Origin of the sequence: Pseudoduganella violacea (genome assembly GCF_014191875.1) — a bacterium.
Lineage (GTDB): Bacteria > Pseudomonadota > Gammaproteobacteria > Burkholderiales > Burkholderiaceae_D > Rugamonas > Rugamonas violacea_A.
This window is the reverse complement of the sequence record NZ_JACHXD010000002.1, coordinates 62,547-78,613: the sequence shown is the minus strand read 5'-3', so window position 1 is coordinate 78,613 and position 16,067 is coordinate 62,547. Positions and strand designations below refer to the sequence as shown.

The window sequence follows — 16,067 nt, the reverse complement described above, 5'->3', positions numbered from 1 at the left end:
GGTGACGGCCGCATTATCGGAAGCGCCATGGCGCCTGAAAATCGCTGTGTGACGAACGGGCGGCGGCATGGGACGAATGCCCCTGCGCCCAGCGGAAAAGGCGGAATGCCGCTGCTATACTCGCTGCCAATGATTACCTTCCTTGTCCAGCAGCGCCATTGGGCGCATGCCCTGCTGCGCATCGTTCTGGCGAATGCGCTGATCTGGGGGCTGATTTGCCTATTCGGCGCCCAGAGTTCCTACCTTGATGCAGCGCTGCAGGGTAAGCCGCGTCCTTACCTTTCCTATCTGTCGCGCTGGGTGATCGGCCATATTCCCATCGCCCTGTACAGCACCGGCGTATACGCTTTTTTCGCGCGCCACCCGCGCTGGCTGGGGCAGGCGCGCCACCTCGTCACCGTCTATCTGCTGCTGGCGCTGGCCTACCTGCCGCTCGAATGCCTCTATTACGCGACGGCCTACGTATTGCGTGTGGACGGAGTGTTTTCCTCGGCGCGCTTCTGGGAAGTCCTGCTGGCTTCGAATAACTACAGCTGGTTTTTCCAAATGGCGTGGATGAGCGGAGCATACGTGACGATTGTCGCCATCTGTTCCTGGCGGCAGAGCACCATGTTGCGGCTCGACCTGCAGGAGCAACGACTGCAAGCCTTGCGCGGTCAGTTGGAGCCGCATTTCATTTTCAATGCGCTCAATGCGATCAGCGCGCTGGTGCGCGCCGACGACAAGCCGGTGGCCTTGAGCGGCATCAGCCGCCTCAGTGAGTTGCTGCGCTATGCCCTGGCCTCCAGCGAGCGCGATAGCGTAAGCGTGGCACAGGAGCTGGACTTCATTCGCGGCTATCTGGCCCTGCAGGAACTGCGCTATGGCGAAAAACTGCAATGGAGTATTGGCGGCGAGACGCAGGTAAGGGATGGCGATTGCCCGCCGCTGCTGCTGCAGCCGCTGGTGGAGAACGCCGTGAAACACGGACTGGAACGCCACGGCGGCAGCGGCGACATCGTGCTGGATTTCGAACGCATGGGAGAACGGATGCGCATCCGCCTCAGCAATCGCGTATCCGGGGATGGCGGCGACGCGTCGGCAGCCGGCCTTGGCATAGGCTTGCGCAATACGGCGGCGCGCCTGCAGCTGGCATACGGCGAGGCTGCCAGCTTACGCACCCATCACGACGGCCAGCGCTTCCAGGTGGAGATTGAGATGCTGTTTTATCTAGAGGCGGCGTGATGCGCGCCCTGATCGTCGACGACGAAGCGCCGGGACGCAGCAATGTGCGGCTGGCGCTGGCCGAGCATGCGCAATGGCAAGTGGCGGGCGAATGCGACAGCGCCGAGGCGGCGCGCGGCGCTCTGGCAGCGGGCGGCATCGAGCTGGTCTTCCTCGATATTCAGATGCCCGGTTCTTCCGGCCTGGCGCTGGCGCGCGAGCTGTGCGAGACGGCGGCGCCGCCGCTGATCGTCTTCGTCACGGCATACGACCGTTACGCCATCGAAGCGTTCGACGTACATGCACTGGACTATTTGCTGAAGCCTTTCGATGACCAGCGTTTTGCGCAGACACTAATGCGGGCGCAGGCCATGCTGGAGCAAAAGCAGCAAGCCGGCTATGCGCAGGCCGTGCGTTCCTGCCTGGGCGGCACGCAGGGACAGCCAAACGGCGGGTATGCGTATCATCTGAACATACGCTCGGTGGGACGCATCGAGCGTGTCGAGCTGAATGAGGTGAGGTGGCTGGAGGCGGCGGGCAACTACGTCCAGTTGCATCTGGCGCAGCGCCAAGTGCTGCACCGCATGCCCTTGAGCCGTCTGGAGCAGATGCTCGACCCGGCGCAGTTCCTGCGCGTGCATCGCGGCGCAATCGTGCGCAGGGAGGAATGTGCGCGCTTCAGCGCAACGGGGGAGGGCGGGGGAGTACTGCACCTGCGCTGTGGCGCGCAGGTGGCAGTCAGCGAACGCTATCTGCCCGCATTGCGCGGGCTGTTCGGTTAGGGATCAGAACTCTTCCCATTCATCGGCGCTGGCCTTGGCGGTGGCCTTCGACTGGGCAGCAGCCTTGCGCGAGAGCTGCGGGCGCAGCAGCGGTTCGGCCGGTTTCAGCACCACCGAGGCGGCGCTTTTCGGCGCGGCGGCAGCGGCGGCCGGGCGCCGCGCAGCGCCCACGCTGGCGTCCAGGCGGAACACGCCTACCAGCTCGGCCAGGCGCGACGCCTGTTCCTGCAGCGAGGTTGCGGCGGCGGCGGCTTCCTCCACCAGCGCGGCATTCTGCTGGGTGACGGAATCCATCTCCGCCACGGCGCCGTTGATCTGTTCGATGCCCGCTTCCTGCTCGTGGCTGGCGTTGGTGATTTCGCCCATGATGTTGGTCACGCGCTTCACGCTGTCCACGATTTCGCCCATGGTGGCGCCGGCCTGGTCGACCAGTTGCGCGCCGGCGTTGACTTTCTCCACCGAGTCGCCGATCAATTCCTTGATTTCCTTGGCAGCGCCGGCCGAGCGCTGCGCCAGATTGCGTACTTCGGAGGCCACCACAGCGAAGCCACGGCCCTGTTCACCGGCGCGTGCCGCTTCCACCGCCGCGTTCAGCGCCAGGATATTGGTTTGGAAAGCGATGCCGTCGATCACGCCGATGATGTCGGAAATCTTGCGCGAGGATTCGTTGATCGCGCTCATGGTATCGACCACCTGCGACACCACGGCGCCGCCGCGTACGGCCACGCTCGATGCCGATTGCGCCAGCTCATTGGCCTGGCGCGCCGAGTCGGTGTTCTGCTTGACGGTGGAGGTCAGTTCTTCCATCGACGATGCGGTTTCCTCCAGCGAACCGGCTTGCTGCTCGGTGCGCGCCGACAGGTCCAGGTTGCCGGCTGCGATCTGGGCCGATGCGGTGGCGATGGAGTCGGTGCCGAGGCGTACCTCGCCCACGATTTGGGCCAGGCTGTCGCGCATGCCGCGGATGGCATACAGCAGGCTGCTCTTGTCGCCGTCCTTGATGTCGATGCGCACGGCCAGGTCACCGGCCGCGATCTGGCGCGCGATCCCGCTGGCGTATTCCGGCTCACCGCCGAGCTGCTTGAGCAGGCTGCGCGTGATGATCCAGGCGGCGGCGATGCCGGCTACCAAGGCCAGCGCACCCATGATGATCATGGTCAGGCGGCCACTGGTATACGCGTCTTCCGCGTTCTGGCGGCCATGTTCGATCACGCCGCTCTGGTGTTTGATCAGGGCGCCGATGGCGTCCATATATGCGAGCTGCGAGGCGCGCATATTTTCCAGCATCGATTTCACGGCGTCGTCGCGCTGGCTGGCTTCCTGCAGACGGATCACTTCAGCCAGCGCGGTGTCATAGGTTTTGCGGGACGACTGCATGGTGGCCAGCAAGGCCTTGCCCTGGTCGGATTTGATCAGCGGCGTCAGACGGCCATAGGCTTCTTCGATTTCCTTGAGCTTGGCCCGCACGGTGGTGATTTCCTTGGCGGCCAGCGTGGTGTCGGAGATCAGCAGGGAGTTGCGCAGTGAACGGGCGATCTTGTTATTCAGGTCGAGAATGCTCTGTGCTTCCAGCACCTTGGGGTACTGTTCGCGCACGATGATGTCCATATTCTCGTTCATATCGGCCATGCGGCTAATGCTTAACAGGGTTGCAAATGCCAGCATCAACAGGACTGCGGCAAAACCCAACGTTAATGTGGTGCCTACTTTCAGTTTGTTCATAGGTTGCTGCTCCGCTTCTTCAGATGTGTGTCGGCCTGCCGCGGACGGCATGGCATAGGCAGGGTTAGGGCCTGGGGAGGAAGTCGGGGGCCGCGGGGCTTGGGCGGCCGTCCACTTAAATGAGTGTAACTATTGCTTAAGTAATATGGCCGCACTATAGCGCGAAATTTGCTTTAGAGCAATAATTTACTTGCAATAATGTAGTGTCTTGCTCGGGTTTAGCGCAGGAACGTGGAGGCTGCGGGCGCAGCCTCCGGAGGGATGCTTAGAAGCGGTTCGACATGCTTATATAGATATTGCGCGCCTTGCCCACCTGGGCCGTGTTTTCCGCCTTCATCGCGTTCAGATACGGGCGGTTGAACAGATTGCGTACGCCGGCCAGCACTTCCACCTGGCGGCCCAGCGCTTTCCAGGGCGAGGCGGCGGGCTGCCAGCGCAGGTTCAGGTCGGCGATGGTGTAGCTGTCGCGCACATAGTACTCAGTCTTTTTGCCGCTGACATAGGTGGCGGGGTTCTGGTCCGGCTTGCGCCAGTGCGACACCGCCAGGCCGATGCTCGCTTCCGGCGTCAGCCAGTAGCCCGCGCTCAGGCGCAGCTTGTCGGCGAAGGCATTTGGGTAGTTCTTGCCGGTGCTCTGATTGACCTGTTTCAGATGCTCGTAGCTGGCGTCCAGCTGCCACAGTGGCTGGCGGTATTCCACTTCGATCTCATAGCCGCGCCGCTTCACCAGATCGGCATTGGTGTAGCGCGCGTAGTTTTCGCTTGACGGCGGCGGTCCCATTTCCGGCAGCGCCGTCAGACCGATCATCTGCGAGATTTTGCCGTTGAAGTACATCGCCTTGGCGAACAGCCGGTCCTTCTCCGCAAACAGGGCGTTGCGGCTGAGCGAGGCGCCCAGCTCGCGCTCTTTCGAGTGCTCCGGCTTCAGGTCGGGATTGGGCAGATACCAGTAGAAGGGATTGAGCGCGCCACTGGACGAGGTTTCGTGCGGCGTCGGCGCGCGGTAGGTGCGCGACACGTTGCCGAGCAGGATAAGGCCGCCACCCACGGCGTAGCTGGCGCCCAGGCGCGGGGAGAAGTTCGAATCGCTGTAATCGGCATTCTTGTTTTTGACCTTGCGCCGGAAGCTGTCGTAACGCCCGCCCATATGCAGCACCAGCTTGTCGTCCAGCAGGCTCATTTCTTCCTGCACGAAGAGGCCGCTGTCCTGGTAGGTGTTGGGCATGGAGCCGAAGTCGCTCAGCTCACCGTTCGACACCATGCGCGCGTCCTCGTGGCGGCGTTCATAGCTCAGGCCCAGCACCAGCCGGTGTTTCGCGCCCAGCGCGGAGAAGGCGAAGCGGTTCTGGATATCGATGCCGGTGCGCTTGTCCTGGTTCAGGTAGTCCATGGTGTTGCGCTTGCCGCTGCTCACATAGTCGTAGCCGCGCTGGTAGCTGGCTTCGGCGGTGTATACCGACGCCTCCAGGTTCAGCCAGGGCAGGCCGGCCGGGTTGGCCGTGTAGCGCAGCGACCAGTCGCGCTGGCGCAGTTTGCCGCTGATCGGCCCTGTGGCCGGCGTTTGCGCATGCCATAGCGTTTGCCAGGCCGTTTCGACGCGCTCACCCATATCGAAATACGACAGGCTCAGACGCTGGCGCGGCGCCAGGTTCCAGCCCGCCTTGAAGAAGTAATTGCTGCCGTTTTCATCGTTGTCGGTGTGCTGGAACTGGTTCGGCGGCGTGCCCACCATGCGCGCCAGCTTGATGTCGCCGTCGTGGGTTTTCTTCACGTAGGCCAGCACGTCGAAGGCGCTGCCGGTAGGGGCGCTGGCCAGGGCCACATAGCCTTCGCGGTGGTTGTTATGGTCGTAGCGCAGCTTGGTGGCGATGCCGGTTTCCGCGCCCGTCGCCAGGAAGTCGTTGGCGTCGGCCGTGGTGCTGGATACCACGCCGCCGATCGCGCCGCTGCCGTGCGCCACCGAGGACGAACCCTTGACCACCTCGACCCGCTTGAGCAGGTCGCCATCCATGCGGAAGCTGGAGATATGGTTGGAGAACAGCGAAGCGGAGCGGCGGATGCCATCCTGCTTGACGATGACCCGCTCCTCGCTCTGGTAGCCGAAGCCGCGAATGTTGAAGTGCTGGCCGATCTCGCGGCCGCTGCCGCCGCCGGCGCTGAAACCTGGCACCTGGGACAGCGCGTCGATCACGCCGCTGCTGATGGACAGGTTGTCGCGATCCAGCACCGTCACCGAGCCGGGATAGGCGGCGCGCGAGACGCCGATGCCGGTGCCGCTGACCGTGGTTTCCGGCATGATCTGCTCCACCGTGGCGTGGCGCGCGGGCGTTGGCGGACCGGCTTCCTGCTGCGCGTGGGCGGCGGCGGAGAGAGTCATCAGGACGGCGGCGCTGAGCGGGCGCAAACGGGGGGAGTGCATGCCAGACATGGGAAATCCTCAAAAATAAATGGTGAACGAACGTTTGAGGGCCGGCGGGTGCCTGAACGATTTGAATGCAATTCGTCAGACGTGATGCGAATGCGAATTATTCGCAATGGTAATCAATTAGAAATATTGCTGCAATATAAATTTTGGAAACCATAAGATGGCCGGGAATTTTCACTCCCGGCTTTGATTCAGAAGCGGTTCCAGTTATTGCGACGGTGCTCGTGGGCTTCCTTCAGCAGATGGCCGGCGCGTTCGGCATCGCTGTCGGCCACCGCCATGGCCAGCTCCTGCAGGGCCGGCGGATATTCATGTTCGGCCGATTCTTCCAGCCAGTGCTGGGCGCGGGCCGCGTCGCGCGGTACGCCCTGTCCTTCACGATAGGCATAGGCGAGCAGGAACATCGCATGCGCGTTGCCCAGCTCACTGGCCGCTTCCAGCCAGCGCGCGCTGCGCGCTGCATCGCGCGGCACGCCTTCGCCATTGCGCGCCAGCAGGCCAAGCATCAGCGCCGCTTTCGCATGCTTCTTCTCGGCCGCCGCCAGATACCAGCGCCAAGCCAGCGCGCCAGGGGAGGTGCCGCTGCTGGCCGCCGCGCTGCTGCCGCTCGTGCCGTTGGCGATGCCGCGATACGCCTCCGCCAGGTGGAAGGCGGCCTGCGCATCGCCGCTGCGCGCCGCCTGCTCCAGCAGGCGCATGGCTTCCTCCTGCTGGCCGGGACGAGCGCGGTACAGGATGCCCAGCTCGCGCTGGGCCACCGGCATGCCGCGCGCGGCCCAGCTGCGCAGGCGCTGCTCCGCCTCGGCATTGCCCTGCTGCGACGCCGTCATCGCGACCGACTCGATGCGGGCGGCGTCCGGCCCGGCGCCATCGGCGCCTGCCGCCATATGCGGCCCGCCTTCGCGGCAGGCCGTCAGTGCGGCCAGCGACAGGCAGGCCAGCAGGGTGATGCTCCAGCGTTTCATACCGCGTGCTTCCTTTTGCGCCAAGGTGCTTACTTGCTCAGGTCAATGCTGTACTTAGCGAAGCCGGAGGCATCCAATCCGCCTTCCGCCGCGACCTGGGCCAGGCCGGCACTCTTCGCCAGCGGCAGATGGCCTGGCGCCGAACGCAGGAAGACCGGGCCGGCCGTCTTCACTTTCACGAAGCTCCAGCTTTGCGCGCTGCCGTTATCGGCCAGCGTCACCTTGCCGGTGGTCTTGCCCAGTTTTTGCAGGTAGTTGCTGACCACGGCCTGGTTGGCATCCGGCGACTTGATGATGGTCTTGCTGCCGTCGATGCCCGGCACATTGCCGCCGCCGCCGGCACGGTAGTCGTTGGTGGCCACGATGAAGTCGTCGCCATCGGCTACCGGCTTGCCTTGGAAGCTAAGGTTGACGATGCGGCTGCCGGCCGGCTTGCTGACGTCGATCTGGTATTTCAGCGCATTGCCCTCGGCGTAGAACACGTCGAAGTTGAAGATCGTACCGTAGGACGGCACCAGATCCTGCTCGGTGGTCTTGGCTGGATCGATCTGGCCGAACTGCTTGGCCGACATTTCCAGCCAGGCCTTCAGGTCGGAACCCTTGATCTTCACGGCTTGCAGATTGTTGTTGCCGTACAGGTAAAGGTCGCCCGGATTGCGGATCTGCAGGCCCACCGGCTTGCTGGCGCTGGCGTCCGGCGCCACGTCGGTAAAGTCGGAAGCGCCGTTGCGGCCCGCCTTGAACGGCGCGCTGCAGGAGATCACCGGAATGTTCTTGTAGGTCGACAGCACAGGATCGGTGCTGCTGGCGATGAAGTTCTTCACGTAGTCGAGCTGCGCCTGGTTCACCAGCTGGATCGCGCTCACGTCGCCCACCAGCGAGAAATAGGACGACATTTCAAAGTCGGTCGATACGCCCAGCGGCTGCTTGGCATAGGCCACGGTGGCTTCGTGTTCGTCCTTGATCAGTTTCGACAGTTCCGGATCGGCCTTCACCAGGGTGCTGCCGTCGGTGTATTTGAAGCCGCGCGATTCCACATTGGTCTTGGCTGGCTGCGTCACCCATTTGCCGCCTTGATACACCATGGTCATCTTGATGATGCCCAGACGGCGGCCCCAGCTCTGCGCCATCACGGTCGGCACATTGTTGACGAAGCCGTTGATTGCGTCGATCTTGGCGTTGGCCGGCAGGGCCGCGAAGGATGGGTCGAGAGCCGGCGCGTTGGCCTCTTTACCTTTCGGGAAGACCAGATGCGAGTGGCCGATCATCAGCGCGTCGATGCCGGTGCTGGTCAGGTGGTAGCTCTGGTTTTCCATTTTCGGGCTGTACGGGCTTGGGTCCAGGCCACCGTGCGACAGCGCCACGACCACGTCCGCGCCCTTGCTGCGCAGCTCAGGCACATACTGCTTGGCTGCTTCCACGGAACCGGTGACGGCCACTTTGCCGGCCAGATTCTTCTGGTCCCAATCCAGGATTTGCGGCGGCACGAAGCTCATGATGCCGATATTCAGCTTGACGGTCAGCTTGCTGCCGTCCGGCGCGGTGGCCGCGAAATCGCGCGGCAGCACGGCGTAAGGCTGGAAGATCGGCTTCTGGCTGGCGACGCCGGTGACGTTGCTCAGCACCAGGGGGAAGGTCGGCGCGCCGCAGGTGCCGGCCGGCTTGCTCACGCCGGGGATGTTGAATTCGGTGTTGGTGACTTGGCTCAGATAGGGCAGGCCGTAGTTGAATTCATGGTTGCCCATGCCGCCGCCGTCGAACTTCAGCGCGTTCATGGCTTTGTGGATGGCCAGGGTGCCGGAGCAGGGCACCGGCGAAGTCAGGGCTTGCAGGTCGCCCAGGAGGGTGCCCTGGATGGTGTCGCCGTCGTCCAGCAGCACATTGTTCGGATTCTCGGCGCGGGCGGCCTGGATCAGGGTGGAAGTACGCTCCAGACCGAGGCTGGTGTCTTCGGACAGCGAATAGTAGTTGTAGCTCAGCACATTGGCGTGCAGGTCGGTGGTTTCCATCAGCGCGAAGCTGACGGTGGTGCCTTCCGGGATCTTCGGCGTTTCCGGCTTGGTCACCAAGGTAGTGTTGTCGTTGCTGCTGCTGCCGCAACCGACCAGACCCGCCGCGGCCAGCGCCGCCACCATCACCCAATTCGTTTTCATGCCGTTCCCTGTCAGAAGAAAATCAAAGCCGCGACTTTAATTGTCATTCGTGACAGGGGTATGACAGGGCATGAAGGGATTATGAAGACGGTAGCTGGCGCTGGCTGCGGATTTCCAGAACGAAGACGGTGTCGGTGATCGGATCGTATCTGTAGACGGCGACGTAGCCGCCATGATGCTTCCCTATCAGAAGCTCGCGGCGTCCCAATGTAGCCGGATGTCCCAGCTTGGGAGCATGCTTGAGGATGTCCACTGCATCGTGGATGGTTTTCAGCTTTGTTGTGGCCATAGCAGGAGAACTCTGCGCCAGGAAATCGAAGATGTTCTCAGTATCCTCTGTCGCCGATTCCAGCCATACCAGGCTGGCCATATCAGGCCTTGATTTTGCGTGCTACCGGTCTAGGAACCTGCTCCCCCGCCAGGCGGCGCTCCCAATATTCAATTACCTCTTCATGAGGGATAGCCATGCCGGTTTGCAGGAACTGTTGCCAGCGGCGCTCGGCTTCGTCATGCACATCGGGATCAGGGCTATCCCAGATGAGTTTTTCGCTGATGGCGGCCAAGACATAGTCGTGTTCCGTGATGCCGGCGCGTTCGGCGGCTTTGGTGATAGCGGCTTGCAGTTCGGCGCTGAGCTGAATGGTAGTGTTAGTCATGCCGGCCTCTCTTGGAGATGGTTCGATTCTAGCACCGCTGGTATAGAAAGAAAAAACGCCCCGCACGTTGCCGGCGGGGCGTTCAGATGCGGCGAAGTGCGCTCAGAACTTGGCGTACAGACGAGCGAAGTAGGAGGCGCCGTTCAGGCCGAATTGCACGCTGTCGTACTTGAAGCCATTGTCGGTTTCGTCGCGGTTCTGCGGCGAGGGCTTCACGTTGAAGATATTGTTGCCGCCGAAGGTGGCCTTCCACGTTTTGTTGATGGTGTAGGTGAAGGCCAGGTCGGCCGAGGTCTTGGCCTCGTAGTGCGCGTTCGGCACGCCGGCGGCGGTGCCGCTGAAAGTGCCCAGGGTCTGCGGGCCGAAGTGGATGATCTTGAAGTCGGTCTCCAGCTTGCCGGTCACATAGTCGAAGCCCAGCGTGGCCTTGCGGCGCGGGCCGCCCTGCTCGATGAACAGGCGCTCGCGTTCGGACAGCAGCACGTCCTCATAGCCTTTCAGCGATGGTGGCGCGTGGATGCCTTTCACCTCGGTCTTGCTGACGTTCAGCGCGAGGAAGGTGGTCAGCTTGTTGTCGAGGAAGCTGCCGCGATGCGAGGCGGTCAGGTCCAGGCCTTGGGTCTTGGTGTCGACCGAGTTGACGAAGAACTGGGCCTGGCCTACGCCCAGCGTGGCCAGACGGGCCGCCAGATCGGGGTAGTTGTCGGCGGTGAAGCGGCCCGACAGCACGATGCGGTCCTTGATCTTGATGTGGTAGAGGTCAGCCGTGACCGAGGTGGCTTGCGTCGGCGTCCACGTCGCGCCCAGGGTGTAGGAGCGCGATTTCTCTTCCTTCAGCTTGGGAATGCCCGCCAGTTCCGCCACCGCGCCGCCGTTCGGCGCCAGCACCACATCGGTCGGCACGCCGGAGATGAAGTCGGTGAAGGTGGACGAGAAATACTTCTGCTGCAGCGACGGTGCGCGGAAGCCGCTGCTCACCGAGGCACGCAGCAGCACGGGATCGGCCACGCGGTAGCTGCCGGCCAGCTTGCCGGTGATGGTGGAGCCGAAGTCGCTGAACTTCTCCCAGCGCAGCGCGCCTTGCAGCTTGGCCTGCGCATTCAGGTCCGCTTCCAGGTCGATGTAGGCGGCGCTGCTGTGGCGCTTGGCGTTGGTCACGTCGCCGGGCTGGAAGCCGGGGAAGCCCTGGCTGCCGGCCGCGCCGCCCACACCCACGCCGTCGGCGTCGACGTAGGAGCCGGGTTCGCCGGCGAAAATCTTGTACTTCTCGGCGCGGTACTCGGCGCCGAAGGCCACGTTCAAGCCTTGTCCGATCAAGCCGTCGAAGTAGCGGTTGATGTCGAAATTGGTGGTCGATTGCTGGAAGGAGAAGCCGCCCGCATCGAAGCTGCTTGGGCTGATGCCCTTGCCGCCTTTGAGGATGTCGGCATTGGCGATGGAAGCGTTCAGCGTATTGCTGATGTTGTACTTGAAGCGGTTATAGCCATAGGTCTGCGACAGGTCGGCATTCCACTCGCCGATCTTGCTGCGGAAGCCGACGATGGCGTAGCGGTCGTCCAGATCGCCGTTGATGAAGGGCACAAAGCCGTTCGGATACATCGGGCCGATATTGCGGTCATCCTCTTCCGGCGTGCCGCGCGCCCAGGCGCCGCTGGAAGCGTCGCGCTTCTGCACGCCCGCAGTGAAGTACAGCTTGCCCGCGCCACCGGTGGGGAATTCACCGTTCAGGTAGACGGTCTTGTTCTTGGCCTTGGTGTCGCCGATGGTGCGCGGATTGCCCGGCTCGGCGCGGTTGGAGCGGCCACGGTCCAGGTATTCGCCGGTGATGCCGACCACCCCGCTGCCCAGGGCCACGCCGCAATAGGCCGAGGCCATATAGTTCTTGCCGTCGCCCGCCGAGTACTGGCTGTAGCCGGCCACCGATTCGCAGCCCAGGCTTTTCTTCAGGCCGACGTCGATCACGCCGGCAATCGCGTCCGAGCCGTATTGGGCGGCGGCGCCGTCGCGCAGCACTTGCACATCTTTGATCGCCAGCAGCGGGATGGCGTTCATATCGGTGCCGGTATTGCCGCGATTGCGCGCGCCGAACAGGTTGACCAGGGCCGAGGTGTGGCGGCGCTTGCCGTTCACCAGCACCAGGGTCTGGTCCGACCCCAGGCCGCGCAGCGCAGCCGAATCCACCAGGTCGGCGCCATCGGCGCCGGTTTGGCGGGTCGAGTTGAAGGAAGGGGAGATGTAAGTCAGCGTCTGCGCCAGATCGAACTGGCCGCCTTGCTCGGCCACCTTGTTCATCGGGATCACATCGATCGGCACCACGGTGTCGGTGGTGGAGCTGGTGGCGCGGCGCGAACCCACCACGCTCACGGTCTGGATTTCGCCGGATTTGGCTGCGGTGTCGGTCGTCTGGGCCAGGACGTGAGGCGCGGCAGCCAGCGAGGCGGCGCCGTACAGGCTGAACAATACGGCTTTGCGGAGCTTAGGAATCGGAAACACTTAACAATCTCCCATGGAAAGATTGATCGATTCTAAGCGATAGTTTCTATGCCTAACTATTACTTATTTCAGCACTGTGACAATTTCGCACAGCTTGGATTTTACTAATTGTGCGCGTGAGGAAATCGTGTATAAAGGCTGTATTTCCTAGAGATATGCTCTATTGTGGTGCGTAAATTCCGCAGCGCCGCCGATCTGGATTGTGTCTTGCGCCAGTCTGGTGCGTATCAAGCAGGGCTGCCCTAAATGTGACCCTTGGTAGATGAGAAGTGCACTTTGCAAGTGCGCCGTGAGCGCGCCCGCCGCCACGCCGGTCGCCGCATCTTCCGCCGCCGGATCGAGGTGGTTGAAGTTGCGGCCCTCCAAGTGGCCATCCGCGCGGCGGCACCACACATAGCAGCCGTTCACTCCATGCTCCTTGCTCCACTGAGTAATGCGCGCCAGGTCGGGGCGCAGGCCGAACAGCGTGGCGCTATCGCCCACCTCCAGCAGCAGTTTGGGGCTGCCGACCGATGCGACTACGGGTGCGGATGCCAGTTCCAGCGTTTCATCGTTCAGCAGTTGCTGCACCAGGCCGGGCGTCAGCTCAGGGGAGGGCGCGGGCTGGCGCGTCAGGCTGATAAAGACATCGTTCCCAGTTTGAGACAACTCCAGCAACTGCCCACGCATGGCAGTGCGCACGGTGAGCGCTTGCTTCCGCTGTTCCAGCAGCACCCGCGCCGCCGCCAGCGTGGCATGCAGACAAAGCGGACTGCGCGCATGCGGATAGAAATAGTCCAGCACATAAACCGCCTGCTCATCGTCGCGATCCACAAAAACGCAGGCGCTGACGCCACTCCGCGCCGCAAACGCCTGTCTTTCCGCGATATCCTGCGCGCCCTCCAGCACCACCAGCGCCGGATTGCCTTCGCCCGCCTGCGCACCAAAACATTTCAGCTCATAAATCACTGCCATCTACTACTCTTGCATATGTAGGTTTCTTGAGTTGCAACGGCGCCTATCGAACCCAACATAAAAAATCATATTTAATCAATAGCTTAAGTGGAAAATATGCAGCTCACTTCTGAACATAACCCCAAAAATACCCCCAGTCACTTCTGCTTCGCTAAGATGACATTGGACTTCTGAGGAACGTATGGCTTCCGTGCAATGGCTAGGGATAAAGTAGTAGTAGAGGGCATATCTTCGCAGCCTATCATGATTGCAGGGATATATGAATTGATTCAGCCTGCGGTAGGAGGCTTCATTAGTGAATTAACAACTTCGTCGGAATACTTTTTCCTCATTTTAAAAATGAAATCTGGTTCGATATGGTGGACGTGAGCGATTAAACCTTTTAAGTGCAATCGCTCCTTTTCATCAAGTTTTCCATACTTGAACGAGTTAATTAGTGATGACACTTCGCGCTTGCGCGCACGCCCTACGGATAACTGCCCATCGCTGGTTAACACCACCCCAGTTACATGCCGATTGTATTTCTTTGATGAGAATATAGTCTTTTTACTATTTATTCTAATTTTTCTAAAACATGCATTAATTAAAGTGGATTCCACAATTTTCGGAATCTCAAACAGTACATCCTTTTCATTGGTGGTGAACGTCAAATCGTCCGCATACCTTGTGTATGATATATTTCTTTTCGCGCAATAGTCAAACATATCATTGTCAAATCCACTCATTACGAAATTTGATATAAAGGGCGAACTCGGGGCGCCAATACTCATCCGCAACCTGGCTCGTCTCGTTGACTTATAAAACAACGCATTTTCCAGTAAAATTTTATCGAGCTCATCAAATTTTATTCCTGATGATTCTGCTGCCAAAAACAAAAATTCGGGGGTAATGCTTGGGAAGAAATTTTTAAAATCCATCTTAAGTAGATATCTACTATTAAGATGGCGGAGCGCATTTGCTTTAATCCCCGTCCCGGGCTCGTATGCCGTAGCCGCTTTATGGATGGGAGGCAATAGCTTTCTGAGCTCTTCAACTATTATTCGTTGGATGAACTTCGCCTCCTTCGAAGGCTGCGCAATGTGTCGAGTTTCAATACCATTTCTTTTGAAAATCTTATACTGCTTATAGCGGCGAGGCATTGTCAGAACAAAGCCAAATAAGTCAGCGTTAGACATGACGAGTTTATTCGCTAATATGGAAGCTAAGCTCATTTCATCTCCGACTTGATCTGCTTTATTGACTTAAGTACTAGTACACGTCTCTTAGATGATTCATCATTATCTGCGGTGTAAGCGGATCTTAGCGCCATTGTCAATGCCTGCGAGTCTCGTGTCCGCCCCTTGGTATCCGTGCCAAACTTAATTCTTCTCGTAGAACCCGGTGTGTCAAAGTAGTAGATTACGTTGCTATATACAGTATGCGCAATCAGGCCAATCTTTTCGAGTAGGTATAGAAGTCTGCTTACTGTTTTTCCATCGATCTCTAATTTAAATGCCAAGAGGGTATATTCGATTTCCGTGATTGTAATGGATTCAGCAAGTATAATTACGTCGTAAATAAGAAAAGCAATGTGAGCAGAATTATTTTCGGAAAACTTCTGAGTTTTCTTCATTTTTTCTAACTTCTGCTTGATGTCGCCAACCACGAGCTCAATATGCTCATATTCGAGTACGTCAGAAGATGGCCAAGGATACGCCACAACAGCATCTGGATTGTTACGCTTAATGTGATCTAGTGGCCCGAGAAAGATGAAGGAATCTTCACCTGCGAGTTCTGCCTGTGGCGCAATTATTAGAAGCTTCGATGCTGTAGTAGGGGCCATGCAGAAAAGGCCAAGCTCGACAAGTGAGCCAGCGCTTTCCAAACAAATAACTATTAAAGTTGCAATGTTTGCGATGTCCGTCTCAAACTCCAGTAGATCGGAATATGCACCTTCTTTAAAATAATCTTTGAAATCCTCTGCTTGAATTCGGGAATCATGAAGCTCATCTTCATGAGCAGAGAAATGAGTAATTAATCTGTCTCGGAGGCTTTTAGGGATAGTTGCTTTAATGTCAACCTCGCCTCCGCAGAGGAAGACTTTAGGCGGCATGAATGAAACATGAAATTTTTCATGCTCGAAGTCTTGGAACTCTGCAATTAACTTATCCTCAAACTTCTTCATCTCGCCCTTAAAAAAACGGCCTCCACAAGGAGGCCGCCCAGATTTTCCTTACCTAAAGGATGCGTTAAAGGCTTGACTAACGATCGCGAGGTGGGGTATCGAGGGAGCGTTAGGCAAGCCTTTAACGCAACCTAAATATCCTCAATAAATTCGTGTCTGGCTAAACGCCCGACAAGGACAAAAAATAAATCTGTCCCACGCGTAAGGTAGATCTAGCATAGCGGTTTTGTAGCACATTGGCAATAGTGCTTAGCAAGCAGCAGGAGCATTACTAGACCTAATACAACACGTTCAACGAAGAATGCCAGTGCATACCTAAGGGGCATCGCGTCTCATTAGGGAAGGCTCTATTGGTAAGTTTGCAGTTGGTAAAAATTTATAGTTGCCAAACGGATCAAACCCTTTCAGTTACTCCAGCCCAGCTGAGAAGTGGCTTTTCTGATCTTCACGAAGTAGTTGAAATGCCATCAGACTGAAGAAGAGAGTGGCGAACAATTCTTGAGTTGGGAGTCCGCTGCGAGACTTGCGAGTCTAGGAGGCACTGCTAAAA

The 16,067-nt window shown here is 59.4% G+C and carries 12 protein-coding genes; 2 read left to right on the top strand and 10 right to left on the bottom strand.

The window, feature by feature from the left end:
- Window positions 1-105: 105 nt before the first annotated feature.
- Both FHS03_RS03460 and FHS03_RS03455 read left to right on the top strand, forming a co-directional pair.
- On the top strand, window positions 106-1,224 hold the full coding sequence (locus FHS03_RS03460; RefSeq protein ID WP_183439643.1) for a sensor histidine kinase: 1,119 nt from the start codon (window positions 106-108) through the stop codon (window positions 1,222-1,224).
- The gene (locus FHS03_RS03455; protein ID WP_183439642.1) at window positions 1,224-1,985 is read left to right on the top strand and encodes a LytR/AlgR family response regulator transcription factor; all 762 of its coding nucleotides are present in this window, start codon (window positions 1,224-1,226) and stop codon (window positions 1,983-1,985) included. Before FHS03_RS03460 ends, FHS03_RS03455 begins: the two co-directional genes overlap by 1 nt.
- A 3-nt stretch (window positions 1,986-1,988) precedes the next feature.
- Here FHS03_RS03455 and FHS03_RS03450 read toward each other — a convergent pair whose 3' ends face one another.
- From FHS03_RS03450 to FHS03_RS03405, 10 genes are all read right to left on the bottom strand, one after another.
- On the bottom strand, window positions 1,989-3,707 hold the full coding sequence (locus FHS03_RS03450) for a methyl-accepting chemotaxis protein (protein ID WP_183439641.1): 1,719 nt from the start codon (window positions 3,705-3,707) through the stop codon (window positions 1,989-1,991).
- A gap of 265 nt (window positions 3,708-3,972) precedes the next feature.
- Complete coding sequence (locus tag FHS03_RS03445; RefSeq protein WP_183439640.1) at window positions 3,973-6,135, bottom strand: TonB-dependent receptor domain-containing protein; 2,163 nt, start codon at window positions 6,133-6,135, stop codon at window positions 3,973-3,975.
- Between the two features lie 188 nt (window positions 6,136-6,323).
- Complete coding sequence (locus FHS03_RS03440) at window positions 6,324-7,097, bottom strand: tetratricopeptide repeat protein (RefSeq protein WP_229426051.1); 774 nt, start codon at window positions 7,095-7,097, stop codon at window positions 6,324-6,326.
- Window positions 7,098-7,126: 29 nt separating this feature from the next.
- Window positions 7,127-9,250 carry a bifunctional 2',3'-cyclic-nucleotide 2'-phosphodiesterase/3'-nucleotidase gene (locus tag FHS03_RS03435; protein ID WP_183439639.1) on the bottom strand — a complete coding sequence of 708 codons (2,124 nt, stop codon included), beginning with the start codon at window positions 9,248-9,250 and terminating at the stop codon, window positions 7,127-7,129.
- A 79-nt stretch (window positions 9,251-9,329) separates the two neighbouring features.
- Entirely contained in the window at window positions 9,330-9,620 is a 291-nt protein-coding gene (locus FHS03_RS03430; protein WP_183439638.1) for a type II toxin-antitoxin system RelE/ParE family toxin, read from the bottom strand.
- A 1-nt stretch (window position 9,621) separates the two neighbouring features.
- Window positions 9,622-9,906: a CopG family transcriptional regulator gene (locus tag FHS03_RS03425; RefSeq protein WP_183439637.1), complete on the bottom strand. Its 285-nt coding sequence runs from the start codon at window positions 9,904-9,906 to the stop codon at window positions 9,622-9,624.
- Between the two features lie 102 nt (window positions 9,907-10,008).
- The gene (locus tag FHS03_RS03420) at window positions 10,009-12,399 is read right to left on the bottom strand and encodes a TonB-dependent receptor plug domain-containing protein (RefSeq protein ID WP_183439636.1); all 2,391 of its coding nucleotides are present in this window, start codon (window positions 12,397-12,399) and stop codon (window positions 10,009-10,011) included.
- A 147-nt stretch (window positions 12,400-12,546) separates the two neighbouring features.
- Window positions 12,547-13,353, bottom strand: a complete 807-nt coding sequence (locus FHS03_RS03415) for a PhzF family phenazine biosynthesis protein (protein WP_183439635.1) — start codon at window positions 13,351-13,353, stop codon at window positions 12,547-12,549.
- A gap of 269 nt (window positions 13,354-13,622) precedes the next feature.
- Window positions 13,623-14,564, bottom strand: a complete 942-nt coding sequence (locus FHS03_RS03410) for a retron St85 family RNA-directed DNA polymerase (protein ID WP_183439634.1) — start codon at window positions 14,562-14,564, stop codon at window positions 13,623-13,625.
- A complete protein-coding gene (locus FHS03_RS03405) occupies window positions 14,561-15,517 on the bottom strand; it encodes a retron St85 family effector protein (protein WP_183439633.1) in 957 nt (318 codons plus the stop codon). Before FHS03_RS03405 ends, FHS03_RS03410 begins: the two co-directional genes overlap by 4 nt.
- Window positions 15,518-16,067: the final 550 nt, after the last annotated feature.